Source organism: Aliiglaciecola aliphaticivorans (assembly GCF_054782055.1).
Map to the genome: position 1 here is coordinate 46,813 of NZ_BAAGTF010000060.1, position 19,437 is coordinate 66,249.

The following is a 19,437-nucleotide window of genomic DNA, read 5'->3' on the forward strand; positions in this document are numbered from 1 at the left end:
GTTTACTCCTTATGATTCTGTTGTAAATAGGCAGCTGCGCCCAATAAACCATGATCAGGTTCTATAATGATGTAAGTTGGAATGTTTAAGACATAATGTCTAAATCGTCCCTTGTCTTCAAAACGAGCACGAAACTTACTACTTTTAATAAACTCAACAAAACGAGAAGCAATACCGCCACCGATATATACGCCACCATGAGTTGCTAAATTAAGCGCTAAGTTACCTGCAAAACTACCCATAATCTTGCAAAACTGTTGCAATGTTTCCACGCAGAGTTCGCATTCTTCCGATAGCGCTTTTTCAGTAATTTGGGCTGGATCAGCATAAATCGCTGCTTGCTGTTTTTTCTCTGCCAGCCCTTCATAGATATGTACAATGCCTCTTCCCGACAGCACTTCTTCAGCAGAAACATGTCCTAATTTCTTTTTCAAGTAATGCCAAATAGCGAATTCATTTTCGTCATTAGCGGCAAAATCAACATGTCCACCTTCTCCATCGAGTGCTTTCCAACCTTTATCCGTAAACGTTAGATGTTCTACTCCTAGTCCCGTACCTGGTCCAAAAACCGCAATATTGGCATTCAATTTTGGCGCACCAGCGCCAATTTGCACTTTTTGATCATCTTTTAACACCGGCAATGAATGCGCCACAGAAGTGAAGTCATTAATAACCCCCAGCCAATCCAAAGATAACCCTTTGGTTAGTTGCTCAATGGAAAACTCCCAGGTGTGATTGGTCATTTTGACCCAATCACCGATTACAGGACAGGCAATAGCAATACAACCATAACTAAATTCAACCTCAGGAAATTCGCTGAAGTAATGTTTGATAGCATCTTCTATGGTTGCAAAATCAGCACACAGATATTTTTTTATGTTGATTAACTTATGCTCTTCAACTTGGCAAATACGAATATTTGTGCCGCCAACATCAGCGACAAACTTAAAGGTCATGTTGGTTTCCTGAACCCGCAAATAACGAACAGGCACCTTGTTCTGCACCCGTTAATGAGTTGCGCATAGAGGCGAACATTTCACGTCCCATGCCCACCTGATGTTTGTCGGTTTGCGCAACTTTTGCTTTTCGCTTGGCAAGCTCTTCTGCATCAACCAATAAACTCATATCACCTGTTTCAGTGTTAAGTTCAATCAAATCACCTGTTTCAACTTTGGCGAGTAAACCGCCGTGATAGGCTTCAGGGGTTACATGTATAGCGGCAGGTACTTTACCAGAGGCACCTGACATACGACCGTCAGTAACCAAGGCAACTTTAAAACCTTTATCCTGAAGTACGCCCAAAGGAGGGGTTAAACTATGCAGCTCAGGCATACCGATGGCTGCTGGACCTTGGAAGCGCACGACAACAATACAATCTTTGTCTAAGTCACCCGCTTTAAAGGCATCCGCTAATTCGAATTGATCTTCAAATACCACAGCAGGCGCTTTCATTTTGCAATGAGGCTCACGTAAGGCTGAGGTTTTCATTACCGCACGGCCTAAATTACCATGTAATACCGATAAACCACCATCGGGTTTAAAGGGCTTAGCAACCGATGAAATAACCTCTTTATCAAATGACTCAACCGGACCATCTTGCCAGGTTAACTCACCATCTTTTAAAGTAGGTTCTTTGGTATATTGCTCCAAGCCATCGCCACAGATGGTTTTAACGTCATTGTGCAACAATCCTGCGCTGAGTAGCTCTTTAAACAAGACAGCCATGCCGCCGGCTGCTGTGAAGTGGTTAATATCCGCAGAACCATTGGGGTAAATACGCGTCAACAATGGTACTGCATTGGAAATATCCGAAAAGTCATCCCAATTTATTTCATATCCAGCAGCACGCGCCACTGCCACTAAATGCATAGTATGGTTAGTTGAGCCACCTGTTGCCAGTAGAGCGACCAAACCATTTACCAGAGCTTTTGCATCTACAATATGACCTATGGGCGTATAATTATCACCTAAATCGGTTAATCGAGTAACTTGACGGGCCGCAGCTTTAGTCAGTTCATCCCGTAGATCTGTTCCTGGATTTACAAAGGACGAACCTGGTAAATGCAAGCCCATCACTTCTACGACTAATTGGTTACTGTTCGCAGTCCCGTAAAAGGTACAAGTTCCCGCTGAATGATAACTTTTCGATTCAGATTCAAGTAATTCTTTGCGCCCTACTTTCCCCTGAGCGAACATTTGGCGTACACGCGCTTTCTCTTTATTGGGTATACCTGATGGCATAGGACCAGCAGGAACAAAAACAGTGGGAAGGTGCCCAAAACTCAAAGAGCCCATTAGCAGCCCGGGTACAATTTTGTCACAAATACCCAGCATCAAAGCACCATCAAACATATTATGCGACAGTCCAACAGCGGTAGATAATGCAATCACATCACGGCTCATCAAGCTCAAGTCCATACCTGGATTGCCTTGGGTAACACCATCACACATGGCCGGAACACCGCCTGCAAACTGAGCTACACTGCCGATATCTCGTATCGCGTCTTTAAGAATTTGCGGATACGCTTCATAGGGTTGGTGAGCAGAAAGCATGTCATTGTATGAGGATACAATGGCAATATTAGATTTCGTTAAGCTGGTTAAATCAGCCTTATCTTCGGTATTACAGGCTGCAAAGCCGTGGGCTAGGTTACCGCAGGATAACACTCCACGATGTGGCCCTTGCAAGCGTGCACTTTCAATTTTATCGAGATAATTTTGTCTGGATTGTCGACTTCTTTCGATAATCCGTTCGGTTACTTCTTGAATCACAGAATTCATATGTTCTCCTAAGCAGCCCAAATAAGTTTCACATCAGTATTATTAAAGACGGCTCGTATAGGCATTTCCAAGGCGTCATCACTTTGCTGCGCAATGTCGATAATACGTTTTTTAGATTCACCAACTAAATGCAAAAAGATATTCTCGCTTTTAAGAATACTTTTTAAGGTGAGTGACATTCTTTGATTAGGTGCAGTGGTGGGGGTAACCGCAATATAATCACTATCTATATCCGTATTTAACCCCTGCTCTATTTGTTCTGAACATGGAAACAATGAAGCTGTGTGACCATCTTCTCCCATGCCAAGAATCAAAACATCAAAAGGCGTTTTTATTTTAGCTAGGTTTTCATTTAGGAAAGACACTGCGTTACGGGCATCGCCTTCCGAGGTTTTTAAACCATAAAAATTCGCTGCTGCCGCGTTATTGATGAGTAGTTCACGCTTAACCATAGCAGCATTACTTGCAGGATCACTTTCTTCCACCCAACGCTCATCCACTAAGGTAACGTCAACTTTATCCCATTCCAGTGTTTGCGTTGAAAGTTGGTTAAACAATTTTGCTGGGGTACGCCCGCCAGAAACCGCAAGGCTAGCACGACCGTTTTTAGCTATCCCGCTTTTTAAAATGTCTGCAATTTGCGCTGAAAAATCTTCATTCAATTCTTCAACAGAAGAAAATTTAGTTTCAATTAACGCCATATTATTTTTTCTTCCCAATTCGAGATTCATACCAAGCACGATTGTCTCGAGCTAGCAGCGCTATTGATGCTACAGGTCCCCAGGTTCCCGCTTGATAGGGTTCAGGCAAATCATTGTTCGCTCCCCAAGCTCGGAAAATTCCGTCCACCCAAGTCCAAGCTTGTTCAACTTCATCGCGTCGAACGAATAGTGCTTGATTCCCGATCATCACTTCTAACAATAATTTTTCATATGCGTCGGCAATTCGATCGTCTTTGAACTCTTCTGAGAAACTAAGGTTCAAGCGCGACTTTTGTAAGTCCATAGATCCACTACTGGTCAATCCTGGAACTTTATTCATGACGGTGATTTCGACACCCTCATCAGGTTGTAAGCGTATGGTCAGTTTATTAGGAGGCAATTGCGCAAAACTTTCACCAAACAAGTTGTGAGGCTGACGTTTAAAATAGATGACCACTTCACTGGTTTTACTGGGTAAACGTTTACCAGTGCGCAGGTAAAAAGGAACCCCTGCCCAACGCCAATTATCCAGATGTACTTTTAGAGATACAAAGGTTTCTGTTTCAGATTTAGTATTCGCCCCTTCTTCATCCAGATAACCCGGTACTTCTTTCCCTTTTACAAAACCGCCAACATATTGACCACGCACGGTATCTGTTTGCACATTGGCTGCGGTAATAGGTCTAAGTGCTTTCAGAACTTTGAGCTTTTCATCACGAATGCTGTCGGCATCCAATACAGCGGGAGGCTCCATTGCAATCAACGTGAGAATTTGTAACAAGTGGTTTTGCACCATGTCACGCATTTGTCCTGCTTCATCAAAGTAACCCCAACGGCCTTCGATTCCCACTGATTCGGCCACAGAAATTTGCACGTGATCGATGCAGTTGTGGTCCCAGTTAGTGGCAAAAATTGAATTAGCAAAACGCAATGAAACCAGATTTAACACTGTTTCTTTACCCAAGTAATGATCAATGCGATAAATTTGCTTTTCGTCGAAGAATTCTGCCACTTGATCATTGATCACTTTGGATGATTGCAAGTCATGACCTAGGGGTTTTTCAAGCACCACGCGAACACTTGAATCGATAACACCCGCATTGTGCAAGCCTTTACAAATATCACCAAAAATAGAAGGCGGAGTTGCTAAGTAGCAGACCATGGTACGCGAACTATCTATGTGCTTTTTAAATGTTGGGTAGTTGTCGACGTCTTTCATATCGACACACACATACTGGAGCTTTTCTGCAAAGCGCTCCCAAGTTTCTTCACATATGGTTTCGCCACTAAACTCAACGATACTATTTTTTACATCTTCAACGTATTCTTCATCACTTATATCTTGACGGGCGGCGCCGATAATTTGTGAATCGGCATGCACCAAGTTTGCTTTTTCTAATTGATATAAAGCCGGCAATAATTTACGGCGGGCTAGATCGCCTTTTGTGCCAAAAAGGACAAAATCACATGGTTCAATAGAATTTTCCAATACCATTTTAATAACCTTTGTAGAGAAGAATGAACACTAATAAAATGTAATTACAACACATGAATTACGTATTATTATGACAATTGATCTAAAATTTAACATTATATGTTGTAATATTACAACACATTACGACTCTTGTTTAATTACAAATATTATGTTTATTTTACCAAAGCTAATAAAAAATGCTGGCTAATTTGATAAAAACTTACAACAATTACAGTAACAAAGCGGCAAAATGAGTATTAAATGCCGATTATTTTAAGTCAAAACATAACAATAAGATTTATGCACCGATGAATATTCTTGAAAAAATAACACAAAATAAGTCTGTTTTTAGTAAATCTGAAAGAAAAGTAGCGGATATTATCCTCGACAATCCTCAGACTGCAATACATTCAAGTATAGCTACCCTTGCTAAAATGTCAGATGTTAGCGAACCTACCGTCAACCGATTTTGCCGCCGTTTGGATACCAAAGGCTTTCCAGATTTCAAATTACACTTAGCCCAAAGTCTTGCCAACGGAACGCCTTATGTCAATAGACACGTGGAGGAAAGTGACGGCCCTGACGAATATACTAAAAAAATATTCGAATCAACCATGGCATCACTAGAGGTTGCGAGACAATCGGTGGATATTAATACCGTTAATCGTGCCGTTGATTTACTCACTCAGGCGCAGAAAATATCATTTTTCGGATTAGGTGCCAGTGCTTCTGTTGCCCATGATGCCCTCAATAAATTTTTCAGATTTAACGTGCCAGTCGTTTATTTCGAAGACATTTTAATGCAGCGCATGAGTTGCATGAATAGCACAGAAGATGACGTTGTGGTGTTAATCTCCCACACTGGCAGAACGAAAAGCTTAGTGGAAATAGCTCATATCGCCAGAGCAAATGATGCAACTGTTGTGGGTATCACCTCGAAAAATAGCCCCCTAGCCAAAGAATGTAATTTAGTGTTGTCGTTAGAAGTTCCCGAAGACACCGATATGTACATGCCAATGGCATCCAGAATCGCCCAATTAATTCTAATTGATATTCTTGCTACAGGCTTTACGTTAAGGCGCGGCGGTAAGTTTAGAGAAAACCTTAAACGGGTAAAAGATACCCTCAGAGGCTCTAGATTTGAAAAAAGAGATGAGTAGCTACAACAAAGTGTCATTTAAGTTTCATCAAATTTTTAATGAAATAAATTCACTTTTACGACACTTTGCACTACTATTTTGTAATAAAATTACAAAATCTTGAACTTGTAGTCGTGTTATTTGCCGAAAAAACACAAATCGGCTTTTTATTCGCCAATTCAGGTTATTTTTTAACAAACCAAGTCGGACACTAAATTCTATGTTAAGACGTACTAAAATTCTCGCTACTCTTGGACCCGCAACCGATACTCCTGAAATGATTGAAGGCATAATCAAAGCAGGTGCAAATGTTGTGCGTATGAATTTCTCTCACGGAACTGCTGAAGATCACATCAACCGCGCGAAAATCGTTAGAGATGTGGCGAAAAAACTAGGGAAATACATTGCCATTCTTGGTGATCTGCAAGGTCCAAAAATCCGAGTGTCTCGATTCAAAGAAGGCCCCATTACTCTAAAAATTGGCGATGGATTCATTCTTGATGCTGAAATGGCTAAAGAAGATGGCAATCAGCAAGCCGTTGGTATTGATTACAAAGCGCTTCCGGACGACGTTCACCCTGATGATTTATTGTTGTTAGATGATGGCCGTATTCAATTGTTGGTCGAAAAAGTAGAAGGCAGAAAGGTTTTCACCAAAGTCACCGTTGGCGGAAAGCTCTCAAATAATAAAGGGATCAATCGTTTAGGCGGTGGGTTGTCAGCAGAAGCACTAACAGAAAAAGACAAACAAGATATCAAAACCGCAGCACAAATGGATGTTGATTATTTAGCGGTTTCATTTCCTAGAAGCGGTGCCGATTTAGATTACGCCCGCAAACTTGCAGTAGAAGCAGGTTGCAGAGCCCTTATTTGTGCAAAAGTTGAACGAGCTGAGACCGTTGCCAGTGACGAAGCGATAGATGACATCATTCAAGCTTCAGACGCAGTAATGGTTGCCCGTGGCGATTTAGGAGTTGAAATTGGCGATGCTGAGCTAGTGGGCGTGCAAAAGAAATTAATTGCTCGTTCCAGACAAATGAACAAAGTGGTCATTACAGCTACGCAAATGATGGAATCGATGATTAGCAGCCCAATGCCTACCCGCGCGGAAGTCATGGACGTAGCAAACGCAGTCTTAGATGGTACCGATGCAGTGATGCTTTCAGCCGAAACCGCAGCTGGTGACTTTCCAGTTGAAACCGTTGCCGCTATGGCTCGGGTTTGTGAAGGAGCTGAAACCCATCCAAGCGTCAAAATATCGAAACACAGAGTTGATGAAAAATTCGCATCCGTCAGTGAAACAGTAGCATTATCTGCGGTGTATGCGGCGAATCACTTAGCAAGTATTAAAGCACTTATTGCCTTAACAGAAAGTGGTAGTACATCTAAAATTATGTCTCGTATTACCACCTCCCTACCTATTTTTGCATTGTCACGTCATGAGTCAACGTTAAATACCATGGCCTTGTTTAGAGGTGTAAAGCAGGTTTACTTTGATTCTCGAGGCAGTGAGCCAGGTAAGTTAAAACAAGATGTGATTGATGTGCTTAAAAGCAAAGGTATCGTTGAAAGCGGCGATTGCTTTGTTATGACTTACGGTGATGAAATGGAAACCATAGGGTCCACTAACGCATTTAAAATCGTTACCGTACCTTAACAAGTAACGTAACGCGTTAATTAAGGCATTATTACAGAGCTGTGTAATAGTGCCTTTTTTAATTGTCATCCATAATTAACTTCTAAAAATTACACTTCTAAGTTTACGATCCTATCTTGAGCTTAACTATTTGCCATATCAATAGTCGCTAATAAGTCATATCAACTCTTAATTTAAGATTAATTTGTTTACTATCTTTGTTCCTTTAAATAGAAAATGATTAGTTGAAAATATTATGTCGAAAACAACTTACGATGTGATTGTATACGGAGCCACTGGTTTTACTGGCCAACTCGTTGCAGAATACCTAAGCAATACCTATTCAGGTAAACAAGCTCTAAACTGGGCTATTGCTGGGCGTAATCTAGACAAACTCAAACAAATAAAATCAGATTTGAATCTGAGTTCCGAGGTCGACTGTTTAGTCGCAGACTCAAATGATTTAGACACTCTAAAATCCCTGGTTCAAAGCACTAAGGTAGTGTTAACCACAGTCGGTCCCTATCAATTATACGGCAACGATTTAGTGGCCTTGTGCGCAGAGTCTGGAACAGATTATGTCGATCTTTGTGGTGAACCCACGTGGATGCACGATATGATCGCCCAACATCAAGATACTGCGGAAAAAAGTGGCGCTAGAATTGTATTTTCATGTGGATTTGATTCAATTCCTTTCGATTTGGGCGTGTATTTCCTGCAACAAGAAGCCAAACAAAGATTTTCACGAACTTTTAGTCGAGTGAAAGGGCGAGTAAGAGGTATGAAAGGTACATTTTCAGGTGGGACTAAAGCCAGTTTACAAGCCACTATGGCTGCGGCCAAGAAAGATAAAGGAGTTATGCAAGTTTTACTCAATCCGTTTTCCTTAACCCCTGGTTTTAACGGTCCTGAGCAGCCTCTAGGCAATAAACCTATATACGAAGAAGAGTTTAATAGTTGGTCAGCCCCCTTTATCATGGCAGCAATTAACACTCGCAATATTCATCGTTCAAACTATTTATTATCCCATCAATATGGTGAGGACTTTATTTACGATGAAATGATGTTCACAGGACCAGGAGATAAAGGTAAAGCCATTGCCGAGCATGTAGCTGAAGATAAGAGTATGGCGAGTGATGAAGGGCCTAAACCAGGCGAAGGGCCAAGCAAAGAAGAACGAGAAGCCGGCTTTTTTGACGTTGTTTTTTCCGCTCAAGAAGGTGATAAGCATCTGATGGTCAGCGTAAAAGGTGCGATGGATCCTGGTTACGGTACAACGTCAAAGATGATTTCAGAGTGTGCCGTTTGTCTAGCTAAGGATGATCTAGAAGTAAAAGGCGGAATTTGGACGACGGCTCCTGCTATGGGAAATAAATTAATAGACCGATTAGTTGCTAAAGCGGGGATGACGTTTACGCTGGAATAGCGCAATTTTCTATCTTAATTGATAAGATAACAAACACAATAAAAACGCCCCTTAAAAGGGGCTTTTTTGATTAAGGGGTTGAATATTAAACTATCTACACATTCATTCCGACTCATCAATTCCAAAACTCAAAATACTCAGCGCTGTCTCTTTGCGGGGCTGGCATGGCATCATTTGTAGGCGTACCTAGGTACAAAAAACCAACGATTTCATCTTTTTCTTCTAAAAAGAAGGCACATTTAACATCTTCATTCTGGGCATAAGAACCGGTTCGCCAAACGCCACCAAAACCTTGGGCAACTGCGGCCATTTGCATACTATGAACAGCGCAAGAAGCTGAAGCTACCTGCTCAACCCAGGGTACTTTAGGATGCTCTGAATACTTTGCGATTGCCACTATCACCATTGGCGCTCGCAGGGGCATTTGCGGTGCTCGCTGGATCTGGTTTTCATCTAGACCTTCATTGATTGCGGCTTCTTCAAAAATCTCGCCTAATTTAATCAATCCCCTGCCCTGACAAACCACAAACTTCCAAGGTGTCAAACCAGCATGATCAGGCGCCCTGAGGGCCGCTTGCATAATTGTCTCGAGCTGCTGACCTTGAGGAGCGGGCCCCTTCAATCTGGGTTGAGAACGCCTGTGTAACAGTAAATCCAGTGCTTGCATAATAACCAAATGACTAAAATTGAAATTCAGATATTAGTATGCAAACTTCATTGTTTGACTGCAACCGCAAAGTTACCCTGTTAAGCTATTTTTAATCAGAGTGGATTTAGTGTGGGAAAAACACATGCCCAGGCTGCAAATGGGCAAAATTCACCATAAATATCTGCCCATTCATAAAAAATTACATTTGTGTTGTCGCTAAATTATTAAAATTCGTTAGGATAAGTAAATTGTACAATTTCAGGTGAATTTCTATATGGCAAATGGTAGTAGTTGGACTAAATCTTTTTTTGTTGGGATTTGGACAGTTTTAAATTTCTGTCGAAAAGCATTTTTTAATATTATTTTTATTATTTTAGCAATCGGCTTAATTGCGATGTTAATGAAAGATGATGGCAAAGTATTAGTCCCGAAAAGTACCGCTTTAGTGCTCAATATTGAAGGCGACATAGTGATAGAGAAGCGCTATGTTGATCCAATGAATAAATTTTTAGAAGAAGCATTTGGCCAAAAACCAGAAAATCCAGAAGTGTTATTAAAAGATGTGTTGTTTGCTATAGAAAACGCAAAACACGATAATCGAGTTAAAACCATGATTCTCCAGCTCCAAGGTATGGGCAATGTAGGCATGGATAAAATGAAACAAGTCGCTGTCGCAATTGACGATTTTAAGGAAAGTGGTAAGCCAGTCTATGCGGTCTCAGATTTCTATACTCAAAGTCAGTATTACCTCGCAAGTAAAGCTGACAAAGTGTACATGAATCCTATGGGTGCCATGATGTTTGAAGGTTACGGAAGATACCCCCTATATTACAAAGCGGCCCTTGAAAAACTGAAAGTGACAACTCACGTATTTAAAGTAGGTACATACAAATCTGCGGTAGAACCTTACATTCGCGATGATATGTCTGAGCCAGCGAAAGAAGCCAATAAAGCGTGGTTGACTGTACTATGGAATCAATACAAAGCTGATGTTGCCGCAGCGCGCAATTTAACGACCAATGACTTTGATGAAGACCTCGACAAATTTTTAGTTAAATTTGAGCAAGCCGATGGTGATTTTGCCGCCTACGCAATGGCAAACGGTTGGGTAGATGGGTTACCTACTCGCGAAGAAGTCAGACAGGAAATAATTGATATTGTTGGTGAAGACAAGGAGCATAAGAGTTTTAGTCAAATAAGCCTAAACAACTATCTAAAAGTGATTAAACCCATTTATCACCTTCCTCAGGTAGATGTTGATCATGTTGCAATAGTCGTCGCCAAAGGTGAGATCTTAAACGGCACACAAAAACCTGGTGACATAGGTGGTGACAGCACCGCTAATTTGCTTCGCAAGGCCCGCCTGGATGACACAATAAAAGCCGTTGTACTTTATGTTGACTCTCCTGGTGGCAGCGCTTTTGCGTCAGAAATCATTCGACAAGAAGTTGAAAACCTTAAAGCCGCCAACAAACCGGTAGTGGCGCTAATGAGCACTTATGCTGCGTCAGGTGGCTATTGGATATCGGCAACTGCTGATGAAATTTGGGCTGCACCAAGCACTATCACTGGCTCTATTGGTATATTTGGCATGTTTATGACTTTTGAAGACTCTTTAGATTATCTTGGTATTCACTCTGATGGTGTTGGTACAACCGACTTTGCTGGATTAAGTGTGACAAAAGCCCTTGATCCAAGAGTGGGTCAAGTCATTCAAATGAGTATCAATCATGGTTATCAAGATTTCCTAAATTTGGTAGCAATCTCAAGAAACATGAGTGTTGATGAAGTGGATAAAATTGCTCAAGGTAGAGTTTGGATTGGTGAGACTGCGAAAGACTTAGGATTAGTCGATAACCTTGGTTACTTAGATAATGCCGTTTCCGCTGCAGCTGATTTAGCTAATTTAGAAAATTACGAAACCAAATATGTAGAACGCGATTTAAGTCCTAGTGAAAAATTCTGGAAAGAGTTTTTAGGACAGGCATCAGCAACAGTTGGTCACGGCACCTTCGCTAAAAAAGACTCTGTCGTATCTGGCGTTATTAAAGATCTTTTAGAACAAGTTGATGCAGTTACCAAACTAAATGATCCGAATGGTATTTACGCCCATTGTTTAGTTTGTGAAGTAAACTAACTTCTATTATCCTACCCACGATTAATGGCCAACTTTGGCCATTAATCATTTTCTCTACACTCAATTAACCCTATGCATTAGCCCACTTGAAATGATCAACCCAGAACAACAAACTCGAATTCAGCGTCGTTTAATCGAATGTATACAGATGGCTGATAGGTATTTCAATCAGACGTTTGTTGCCCCTCAATTGTTGTTCAATCAAAGGGGAAATATAGCCGGAACCGCTCATCTTCAAAAAAACATCATAAAACTCAACGCAACTTTGTTAAAAGATAATTTCGAAGAGTTTATGCAAACCGTTTTACCCCATGAAGTAGCGCATATTGTTGCTTTCCAGCGATTCAATCGTGTCAAACCCCATGGTATTGAATGGCAATCCATCATGCACAATGTGTTCAATCTGCCACCTAGGGTAAGGCACAAAATGGACACCACTAAAACTCAAGGGAAGATGTTTGATTATCAATGTAAATGTGGAACCGTAAAACTGACGGTTCGAAGGCATAATAAAGTGGTGAATAAACAACAGATTTACTGCTGCCGAAAATGTCAGCAACAGTTAGTACAGATAACGCAATAAAGCACTATTTTAACAATGATGGAATTATTAAAACCATTGCTTGGTAAACACTTTATCAAGCTCTTTAAACGCAGTTTTCAATAGTTTCGCCAATTCTTTATAACGAGGTTGAGAGCGTTGTTGGTTAACCTTCACACCTTGTAATTGCATTTTATGATGAATTTCCTGATACCAAGCGCGCAATGCTGGAGGAAGGGTTTGATTAGATCGATGACCTAACCACATTAACCCCTGCATAGGCAGGCTCAGAAAAAAAGCGCCTATTGCGATGCCCTGAGGTATAAAGCTATCGCCGTAAAAGTTGATAATAGAAAACGTACTTAATACAGCAAGTGGTGGCATGATGGTAATCGACAACTTAGTAGCGCTAATTACCCGATATTCGGGAAACAGCCCATTCAACTGCTTTTCCATTGGCCAAGTTTTCATATATTCTTGACCATCTTTAAATATTCCGGTCACACTCTGAGACATTTGAATCCTTGCTGTTTAATGACGTAGTACTGTATATAAGGATAATCTTTAATCACAAAATTTACCAAAATAAATTAGCAGAATGAGTAAATTCACCACTATTCAATTGAAACAATGTGTAAATTGAACAAAAAATTTAAAATTTAGGGCGATTTATTTTCCGATTAAGAGAATATAAAATACAACTTTTCACTAAGTTTAATTAAAATCTTAAATTATTTGATCTAAATACAATTTTTACCGTTGAATCTAGCTTAAAAATCCATATGTTTAAAAGCACTTTTTAATTTATTTATTGGTCAGACGGATTGCTTCAATCCTGACTATTTTCGGAGAACAATTTATGTCTGAAGTAAGACACGTACGTCTTTTAATTTTGGGATCGGGTCCAGCCGGCTATTCTGCTGCTGTTTATGCTGCACGAGCTAACCTAAACCCTGTTTTGCTGACAGGGATTCAACAAGGTGGACAGCTTACCACAACAACAGAAGTTGAGAACTGGCCAGGGGACCCTGAGGGATTAACTGGGCCAGACTTGATGGTGAGAATGCAGAAACATGCTGAAAAATTTGATACAGAAATCATTTTTGACCACATAAACAAAACGGATCTATCCAAACGCCCTTACACTTTGGTAGGCGACAATGGCACTTATACCTGTGATGCATTAATTATAGCCACAGGTGCATCAGCAAAATATCTAGGGATGGAATCTGAAACAGCATTCATGGGTAAAGGGGTTTCAGCCTGTGCCACTTGTGACGGTTTCTTCTATCGCAATCAGAAAGTCGCAGTCATTGGCGGTGGTAATACTGCTGTTGAAGAAGCACTGTATTTATCAAATATTGCCTCAGAAGTGCATGTTATTCATAGACGCGATTCATTTAGAAGCGAAAAGATTTTATCTGATCGTTTATTTGAAAAAGCTAAAAATGGCAACGTAGTTTTACATTTAGACAGAACCTTAGATGAGGTACTGGGTGATGAAATGGGCGTAACTGGGGTACGCATAAAAGATGTTAATTCGGAAGCGACCGAAGAAATCGACATCATGGGCTTGTTTGTTGCTATTGGGCATAAACCAAACACCGATATATTTGAAGGTGAATTGGATATGAAAGATGGCTATATCAAGATTAACAGTGGCCTTGAAGGAAACGCAACGCAAACTAGCGTGGAAGGTGTTTTTGCCGCCGGTGACGTTTGCGACCATGTTTATCGTCAGGCGATTACATCTGCGGGAACTGGCTGTATGGCGGCACTGGATGCTGAAAAGTTCTTGGATGCATTAAGCGATTAAGCAGTTAAGGTCGAGCTTGTTTTAGAGAGAACATAAACCATGATTTCCTTGTACAAGCTTGACACTTCTCTCACCTTCCCATCTCCTTTAGATGCCTTAAAAGACCCCAATGGTCTGTTAGCTTTTGGAGGTGATCTTAGTGTCCCTCGCTTAGTAAGGAGCTACCAACATGGTATTTTCCCTTGGTTCTCAGCCGGGGAGCCTATTTTATGGTGGAGTCCCGATCCACGAGGCGTGCTTTTTACTGAAAAGTATAAAAGTAGTAAAAGTTTGCTTAAACATATCCGTAAAACCACGCCTAAGGTCACCATGGATACCTGCTTCAATGATGTTATCGACGCCTGCTCTACCATTCCACGAAAAGACAATGGCACTTGGATAACCACAGAAATGATAGAAGCCTATAAAAATCTACACCAGGCTGGTTACGCCCACTCCATAGAAGTTTGGAATGATGAGGGTTTAATTGGCGGATTATATGGTGTGTTTGTCAATAATGTGTTTTGTGGAGAATCCATGTTTAGCCGCCAAGCTAATGCATCTAAAGTTGGGTTTCATTATTTAGTTGAGTTGCTAAAAGCCAATGACGTCAGGCTAATTGATTGCCAAATGCAAAACCCACACTTAGCCAGTTTGGGATGCGAAGAAATACCCAGAAAAACGTTTTTGGAATTATTGGCCTCTGAAGTGGAAAAGAAACCCGCTAAATTTTGGGCCCCTCAGGTGCTAACAGCATGAACATGAAATTTGGTATAACTCAGCAATTTCAATGCAGTTATCTGGAGAAGGAACAAGAACAATTACTGGTGTTGGTAACAGACAGTGATGATCAACTGGATCATCAATACAATTACCTACTCGGACATGGTTTTCGTCGCAGTGGGGAACAAATTTATCGGCCACACTGCAATCAATGTAACGCGTGCCAGTCCATTAGAATTCCAGTGGATGCATTTTTAGCATCTAAGAGTCAACGTCGTATTATAAATAAAAACGCTGATATTCAAGTATTAACCAGTTCCAACAGTAAAGCCGAATACTACCCTATTTATGCCGAATATATAAACCAACGTCATAACGATGGGAGCATGTATCCTGCCAGTAAAAATCAATATACTGGATTCATCGAATGTGACTGGCTAGATACACTTTTTATCGAATTTTATATGGATGACAAACTCATCGGTGTCGCGGTTACCGATGTGTTGAGTGACGCATATTCTGCGCTTTATACATTTTTTAAACCAGAATTCGCTAATCGATCTTTAGGAACCTTCTCCATTTTGCAACAAATTGAGCAAGCCAAGCTCAATAATAAATCATTTTTGTATTTAGGATATCAAATAGATGCCTGTCAAAAAATGCGCTATAAGGCGAATTTTCACCCACATCAGCGCTTTATTAACAATAAATGGCAATTAATCACAAAAAAAAGCACATAAGCGCTTTACTCTTGGCCGCATATTGGGCAAAATCTGCGCGGCATTTTTGACACTTATTTATTAATTGAGGTAAACAACTTACATGGCGAAAGAAGACTGTATTGAAATGGAAGGTACCGTATTGGACACACTTCCTAATACTATGTTCCGCGTTGAATTAGAAAACGGACACGTCGTCACTGCGCACATCTCCGGAAAGATGCGCAAAAACTATATACGAATATTAACTGGCGACAAAGTAACAGTTGAGATGACTCCTTACGACCTAACAAAAGGCCGTATCATTTATCGCGCCAGATAAGACACGTTCCTTTTGCTAAATTAGCATTAAAAAACCCAGCATTGCTGGGTTTTTGTTTATCTAGTCTGTGTTCTATGGGTAACCCGTTAGAATACTAAACTTTACTCGCTTGCTTAGAGCTTTGATTAGAATAATCGAAATTAAGCTTGTCGTCTTTGACGCTAATTTTGACGGTTCCGCCATTGACTAGCTCACCAAAGAGTAACTCATTGGCTAAGTTTTTCTTCACATGCTCTTGCATCGTTCTAGACATTGGACGCGCCCCCATGGCTCTATCGTAGCCTTTTTTCGCCAACCACTGACGAGCAGCATCATCAATTTCCATCGAAACGCCCTTATTGTCCAATTGGACTTGCAGTTCAATGATAAATTTATCGACCACTTGTAAGATAACGTCTGATTCAAGATGATTGAACCATATAATGCCATCTAAGCGGTTTCTAAATTCTGGTGTAAATATTTTATTGATTTCACTAATTGCGTCAAAGCTGTGGTCCTGCTGTTTAAAACCAATGGAGGTTTTAATGGTTTCTTGAACACCCGCGTTGGTTGTCATCACTAAAACCACATTGCGGAAATCAACTTTACGTCCGTTGTTATCGGTTAAGGTTCCATGATCCATCACTTGCAACAATATGTTGTATATATCACTGTGTGCTTTTTCAATCTCATCGAGTAACACAACACAATATGGGTTTTTAATCACCGCATCGGTTAACAACCCACCTTGATCAAAGCCGACATAACCAGGAGGTGCGCCGATTAATCGACTGACCGCATGACGCTCCATATACTCAGACATATCAAAACGGACTAACTCTACGCCCATTATTTTAGCGAGTTGCTGAGTGACTTCAGTTTTCCCCACACCTGTAGGCCCGGCAAACATAAAGTTACCTATGGGTTTAGTTTCCACCCCTAAACCGGAGCGCGACAAGCGAATGGCGTCAGACAAGGTTTCAATCGCTTTGTCTTGACCAAACACAACCAGTTTCAAATCACGAGTCAGATTTTTCAATGTTTCTTTATCTGATGCTGACACTGACTTTTCAGGAATACGGGCCATTTTGGCAATGATATGTTCAATTTCCCCTACGCCTATGGTTTTGCGTCGTTTAGAAACCGGTAACAAGCGCTGAGACGCACCAGCTTCATCGATGACATCTATTGCCTTATCAGGCAAGTGACGTTCGTTTATGTACTTAGCAGAGAGCTCTGAGGCCGCTTTAATCGCTTGATTCGTAAAGCGCACACTATGATGTTTCTCGTAACGACTTTTTAAGCCCATCAGTATTTTAGTCGTATCAGCAACACTTGGCTCAGTCACGTCAATTTTTTGGAAACGACGAGCTAACGCCCTATCCTTCTCAAAAATTCCTTGATACTCCTGATAGGTTGTTGAACCGATACAGCGCAGTTCGCCACTACTTAACTTGGGTTTCAATAAATTAGATGCATCCATCACCCCACCGGAAGCAGCTCCTGCGCCAATAATAGTGTGAATTTCATCAATAAATAATATGGCATCTTCGTCTTTACTCAGCTCTTTGAGAATACCTTTCAAGCGTTTTTCAAAGTCGCCACGGTATTTCGTGCCCGCCAGTAATCCGCCTAAGTCCAATGAATATACGGTGGAAGATGCAATTACTTCAGGAACTTCATTGTTAACGATGCGATAAGCTAAACCTTCTGCAATAGCGGTTTTACCTACACCTGCCTCGCCCACTAGAAGAGGGTTATTCTTGCGTCGCCGACATAAAATTTGAATTGTGCGTTCTAATTCTGAATCTCGGCCGATGAGGGGATCAATTTTGCCTGCTTTAGCCTGCACGTTTAAGTTTGACGAGTACTTTTCTAGTACTGAGGTATTTTCTTCACCCTCGGCAGTTTCATCTTGGCTTTCAACATTTGCTTCGTCATCGTTTTTACTTACGCCATGGGATATGTAATTAACCACATCCAATCGGGTAACGTCGGTTTTTTTCAGAATATAAACCGCTTGAGATTCTTGTTCACTGAAAATCGCTACTAAAACGTTAGCACCGGTAACTTCTTCTTTCCCGGACGATTGCACATGGAATACGGCGCGTTGCAATACCCTCTGAAAGCCTAAAGTGGGCTGAGTTTCTCGATCACTTGTATCATCTTCTAAAATGAGTGGTGTGGTGTCTTTAACAAAATCGATTAGCTCGGCTTTGATAGACTCAATATTGGCTCCACACGCTTTGAGAGCTTCTCTGGCGGCTTTATTATCCAAAAGCGCTAGTAACAGATGTTCCACTGTCATAAATTCATGACGATGCTCTCTGGCAAAGATAAACGCTTCGTTAAGGGTCTGCTCTAAATCTTTATTCAACATACTTATACCCTCCTAAAATCGGGTTGGTTGGTTAACCCTGAAGAAAACTGACTTGGGTTGTTATCTTCTGAATCAGATAAAACCTTAATGATCAGTTTATTAGCCACAAAAACCGCCTTTAAAAATTGACGTTTCCATGGTTAAAGCCTCCATTTCTACATATTTCTTCGTTATCAGACTCTCTGATTCAAAGGTTAAAATCAATTGTTTTATGCGATCATTTGCATAAAAAACGCTATTTAAAAAAATTAACTGTACACCCTTTTGCCTATGCTTGCTCCATGCTGCACATTAAAGGATGCTGATGTTTTCTAGCATACTGATTGACCTGCATCACTTTTGTCTCAGCGATTTGGGCGGTATAAACACCGCATACAGCACGCCCCCGATAATGTACTGTCAACATCAGTTGATTGGCTTTTTCAGCATCCATGTTAAAAAAGCGCATCAACACCTCAATGACAAAATCCATCGGAGTGTAATCGTCGTTATTGATCAAGACCTTGTACATGGGAGGCGGTTCAACTTTCTTTTTGATTGCCTCTAAGTGCTTATCGTGATCTATGCTTATTGTATTATCTTTACTCATATTCAAATAATAGTGCCGTTTTGACAAAAATTGTGCTGATTTACGATTAATTGTGCTGTTTTTCGTTATTTTTGTCGATTAAATTAATTTGACCTTGACATTAGTAGGTTAAAATATCTACATTTTACATAGGGCAAAACGTTGTGCAGTCGATTTGCCTCATCTCTACACTCTTATAGTGGGGATTATGCAGTGTCAGTTCAAGGGATTAAAAGGAAGCAGATGTATGGCGGTTGGAAAAGTCAAATGGTTTAACAATGCAAAAGGGTTCGGTTTTATTGTTCCTGATGATGGTGGAGAAGATATTTTCGCACATTACTCCACAATTAAGATGGACGGTTATCGATCTTTAAAAGCGGGTCAAGAAGTGACTTATGAAGTTCAGCAAGGGCCAAAAGGCTTGCACGCTGAGAACATAGACATCAGCGATGAACCTGAAAGATAGT

18 protein-coding genes are annotated in these 19,437 nt (G+C 40.8%); 10 read left to right on the forward strand and 8 right to left on the reverse strand.

All coding sequences use genetic code 11. The features are described from left to right. Nucleotides 1-2 precede the first annotated feature (2 nt). From ACYVIL_RS19920 to zwf, 4 genes are read right to left on the reverse strand one after another with little or no spacing between them, the layout of a single operon-like run. The gene (locus ACYVIL_RS19920) at nt 3-956 is read right to left on the reverse strand and encodes a glucokinase (RefSeq protein ID WP_303474003.1); all 954 of its coding nucleotides are present in this window, start codon (nt 954-956) and stop codon (nt 3-5) included. After that, the gene (gene edd, locus ACYVIL_RS19925; RefSeq protein ID WP_303474002.1) at nt 946-2,781 is read right to left on the reverse strand and encodes a phosphogluconate dehydratase; all 1,836 of its coding nucleotides are present in this window, start codon (nt 2,779-2,781) and stop codon (nt 946-948) included. The genes ACYVIL_RS19920 and edd overlap by 11 nt, the downstream gene beginning before the upstream one ends. An 8-nt stretch (nt 2,782-2,789) precedes the next feature. Continuing rightward, nucleotides 2,790-3,482: a 6-phosphogluconolactonase gene (gene pgl, locus ACYVIL_RS19930; protein WP_460314445.1), complete on the reverse strand. Its 693-nt coding sequence runs from the start codon at nt 3,480-3,482 to the stop codon at nt 2,790-2,792. Nucleotide 3,483: 1 nt separating this feature from the next. Continuing rightward, nucleotides 3,484-4,977 carry a glucose-6-phosphate dehydrogenase gene (gene zwf, locus ACYVIL_RS19935; RefSeq protein WP_303473999.1) on the reverse strand — a complete coding sequence of 498 codons (1,494 nt, stop codon included), beginning with the start codon at nt 4,975-4,977 and terminating at the stop codon, nt 3,484-3,486. Between the two features lie 287 nt (nt 4,978-5,264). Between zwf and ACYVIL_RS19940 the strand changes: the two genes are divergently transcribed. From ACYVIL_RS19940 to ACYVIL_RS19950, 3 genes are all read left to right on the forward strand, one after another. Further along, nucleotides 5,265-6,116 (forward strand): MurR/RpiR family transcriptional regulator, encoded by an 852-nt coding sequence (locus tag ACYVIL_RS19940; protein ID WP_303473998.1) that lies wholly within the window; start codon nt 5,265-5,267, stop codon nt 6,114-6,116. Between the two features lie 199 nt (nt 6,117-6,315). Next, on the forward strand, nt 6,316-7,752 hold the full coding sequence (pyk, locus tag ACYVIL_RS19945; protein ID WP_303473997.1) for a pyruvate kinase: 1,437 nt from the start codon (nt 6,316-6,318) through the stop codon (nt 7,750-7,752). Nucleotides 7,753-7,984: 232 nt separating this feature from the next. Continuing rightward, nucleotides 7,985-9,157, forward strand: coding sequence for a saccharopine dehydrogenase family protein (locus ACYVIL_RS19950; protein WP_460314513.1), 1,173 nt, complete (start codon nt 7,985-7,987; stop codon nt 9,155-9,157). Nucleotides 9,158-9,272: 115 nt separating this feature from the next. On the opposite strand, the gene ACYVIL_RS19955 is transcribed toward ACYVIL_RS19950, so the two are convergent. Further along, nucleotides 9,273-9,824, reverse strand: a complete 552-nt coding sequence (locus tag ACYVIL_RS19955; RefSeq protein ID WP_460314448.1) for an NAD(P)H nitroreductase — start codon at nt 9,822-9,824, stop codon at nt 9,273-9,275. Between the two features lie 256 nt (nt 9,825-10,080). Here ACYVIL_RS19955 and sppA point away from each other — a divergent pair, with 256 nt between their 5' ends. Both sppA and ACYVIL_RS19965 read left to right on the forward strand, forming a co-directional pair. Next, the gene (gene sppA / locus ACYVIL_RS19960; RefSeq protein ID WP_460314450.1) at nt 10,081-11,943 is read left to right on the forward strand and encodes a signal peptide peptidase SppA; all 1,863 of its coding nucleotides are present in this window, start codon (nt 10,081-10,083) and stop codon (nt 11,941-11,943) included. 34 nt (nt 11,944-11,977) lie between these two features. After that, entirely contained in the window at nt 11,978-12,526 is a 549-nt protein-coding gene (locus ACYVIL_RS19965; RefSeq protein ID WP_460314452.1) for a SprT family zinc-dependent metalloprotease, read from the forward strand. Nucleotides 12,527-12,553: 27 nt separating this feature from the next. Here the strand turns inward: ACYVIL_RS19965 and yfbV are convergent, their stop codons facing one another. After that, nucleotides 12,554-13,000, reverse strand: coding sequence for a terminus macrodomain insulation protein YfbV (yfbV, locus tag ACYVIL_RS19970; RefSeq protein ID WP_303473988.1), 447 nt, complete (start codon nt 12,998-13,000; stop codon nt 12,554-12,556). A gap of 343 nt (nt 13,001-13,343) precedes the next feature. On the opposite strand from yfbV, the gene trxB reads away from it, so the two are divergent. The 4 genes from trxB to infA all read left to right on the forward strand — a co-directional run bounded on the left by trxB (nt 13,344) and on the right by infA (nt 16,043). Next, nucleotides 13,344-14,300: a thioredoxin-disulfide reductase gene (gene trxB / locus ACYVIL_RS19975; RefSeq protein ID WP_303473987.1), complete on the forward strand. Its 957-nt coding sequence runs from the start codon at nt 13,344-13,346 to the stop codon at nt 14,298-14,300. Nucleotides 14,301-14,339: 39 nt separating this feature from the next. Beyond that, entirely contained in the window at nt 14,340-15,038 is a 699-nt protein-coding gene (gene aat / locus ACYVIL_RS19980; RefSeq protein ID WP_460314455.1) for a leucyl/phenylalanyl-tRNA--protein transferase, read from the forward strand. 2 nt (nt 15,039-15,040) lie between these two features. Then, nucleotides 15,041-15,742, forward strand: a complete 702-nt coding sequence (locus ACYVIL_RS19985) for an arginyltransferase (protein WP_303474073.1) — start codon at nt 15,041-15,043, stop codon at nt 15,740-15,742. A gap of 82 nt (nt 15,743-15,824) precedes the next feature. After that, on the forward strand, nt 15,825-16,043 hold the full coding sequence (gene infA, locus ACYVIL_RS19990; protein WP_008844395.1) for a translation initiation factor IF-1: 219 nt from the start codon (nt 15,825-15,827) through the stop codon (nt 16,041-16,043). 94 nt (nt 16,044-16,137) lie between these two features. On the opposite strand, the gene clpA is transcribed toward infA, so the two are convergent. Together clpA and clpS are read right to left on the reverse strand one after the other, a co-directional pair. Continuing rightward, nucleotides 16,138-18,402: an ATP-dependent Clp protease ATP-binding subunit ClpA gene (clpA, locus tag ACYVIL_RS19995; protein WP_303473983.1), complete on the reverse strand. Its 2,265-nt coding sequence runs from the start codon at nt 18,400-18,402 to the stop codon at nt 16,138-16,140. Nucleotides 18,403-18,670: 268 nt separating this feature from the next. Further along, nucleotides 18,671-18,991, reverse strand: a complete 321-nt coding sequence (gene clpS, locus ACYVIL_RS20000; RefSeq protein ID WP_303474072.1) for an ATP-dependent Clp protease adapter ClpS — start codon at nt 18,989-18,991, stop codon at nt 18,671-18,673. 226 nt (nt 18,992-19,217) lie between these two features. On the opposite strand from clpS, the gene cspD reads away from it, so the two are divergent. After that, nucleotides 19,218-19,436, forward strand: coding sequence for a cold shock domain-containing protein CspD (gene cspD / locus ACYVIL_RS20005; RefSeq protein WP_303473982.1), 219 nt, complete (start codon nt 19,218-19,220; stop codon nt 19,434-19,436). Nucleotide 19,437 lies beyond the last annotated feature (1 nt).

Bases quoted from the DNA above. Each gene is read 5' to 3' on its own strand.
- edd (WP_303474002.1), bottom strand. From the start codon at position 2,781: ATGAATTCTGTGATTCAAGAAGTAACCGAACGGATTATCGAAAGAAGT.
- aat (WP_460314455.1), top strand. From the start codon at position 14,340: ATGATTTCCTTGTACAAGCTTGACACTTCTCTCACCTTCCCATCTCCT.
- infA (WP_008844395.1), top strand. From the start codon at position 15,825: ATGGCGAAAGAAGACTGTATTGAAATGGAAGGTACCGTATTGGACACA.
- ACYVIL_RS19920 (WP_303474003.1), bottom strand. From the start codon at position 956: ATGACCTTTAAGTTTGTCGCTGATGTTGGCGGCACAAATATTCGTATT.
- clpS (WP_303474072.1), bottom strand. From the start codon at position 18,991: ATGAGTAAAGATAATACAATAAGCATAGATCACGATAAGCACTTAGAG.
- pgl (WP_460314445.1), bottom strand. From the start codon at position 3,482: ATGGCGTTAATTGAAACTAAATTTTCTTCTGTTGAAGAATTGAATGAA.
- pyk (WP_303473997.1), top strand. From the start codon at position 6,316: ATGTTAAGACGTACTAAAATTCTCGCTACTCTTGGACCCGCAACCGAT.
- cspD (WP_303473982.1), top strand. From the start codon at position 19,218: ATGGCGGTTGGAAAAGTCAAATGGTTTAACAATGCAAAAGGGTTCGGT.
- ACYVIL_RS19985 (WP_303474073.1), top strand. From the start codon at position 15,041: ATGAAATTTGGTATAACTCAGCAATTTCAATGCAGTTATCTGGAGAAG.
- ACYVIL_RS19955 (WP_460314448.1), bottom strand. From the start codon at position 9,824: ATGCAAGCACTGGATTTACTGTTACACAGGCGTTCTCAACCCAGATTG.
- sppA (WP_460314450.1), top strand. From the start codon at position 10,081: ATGGCAAATGGTAGTAGTTGGACTAAATCTTTTTTTGTTGGGATTTGG.
- trxB (WP_303473987.1), top strand. From the start codon at position 13,344: ATGTCTGAAGTAAGACACGTACGTCTTTTAATTTTGGGATCGGGTCCA.
- zwf (WP_303473999.1), bottom strand. From the start codon at position 4,977: ATGGTATTGGAAAATTCTATTGAACCATGTGATTTTGTCCTTTTTGGC.
- clpA (WP_303473983.1), bottom strand. From the start codon at position 18,402: ATGTTGAATAAAGATTTAGAGCAGACCCTTAACGAAGCGTTTATCTTT.
- yfbV (WP_303473988.1), bottom strand. From the start codon at position 13,000: ATGTCTCAGAGTGTGACCGGAATATTTAAAGATGGTCAAGAATATATG.
- ACYVIL_RS19940 (WP_303473998.1), top strand. From the start codon at position 5,265: ATGAATATTCTTGAAAAAATAACACAAAATAAGTCTGTTTTTAGTAAA.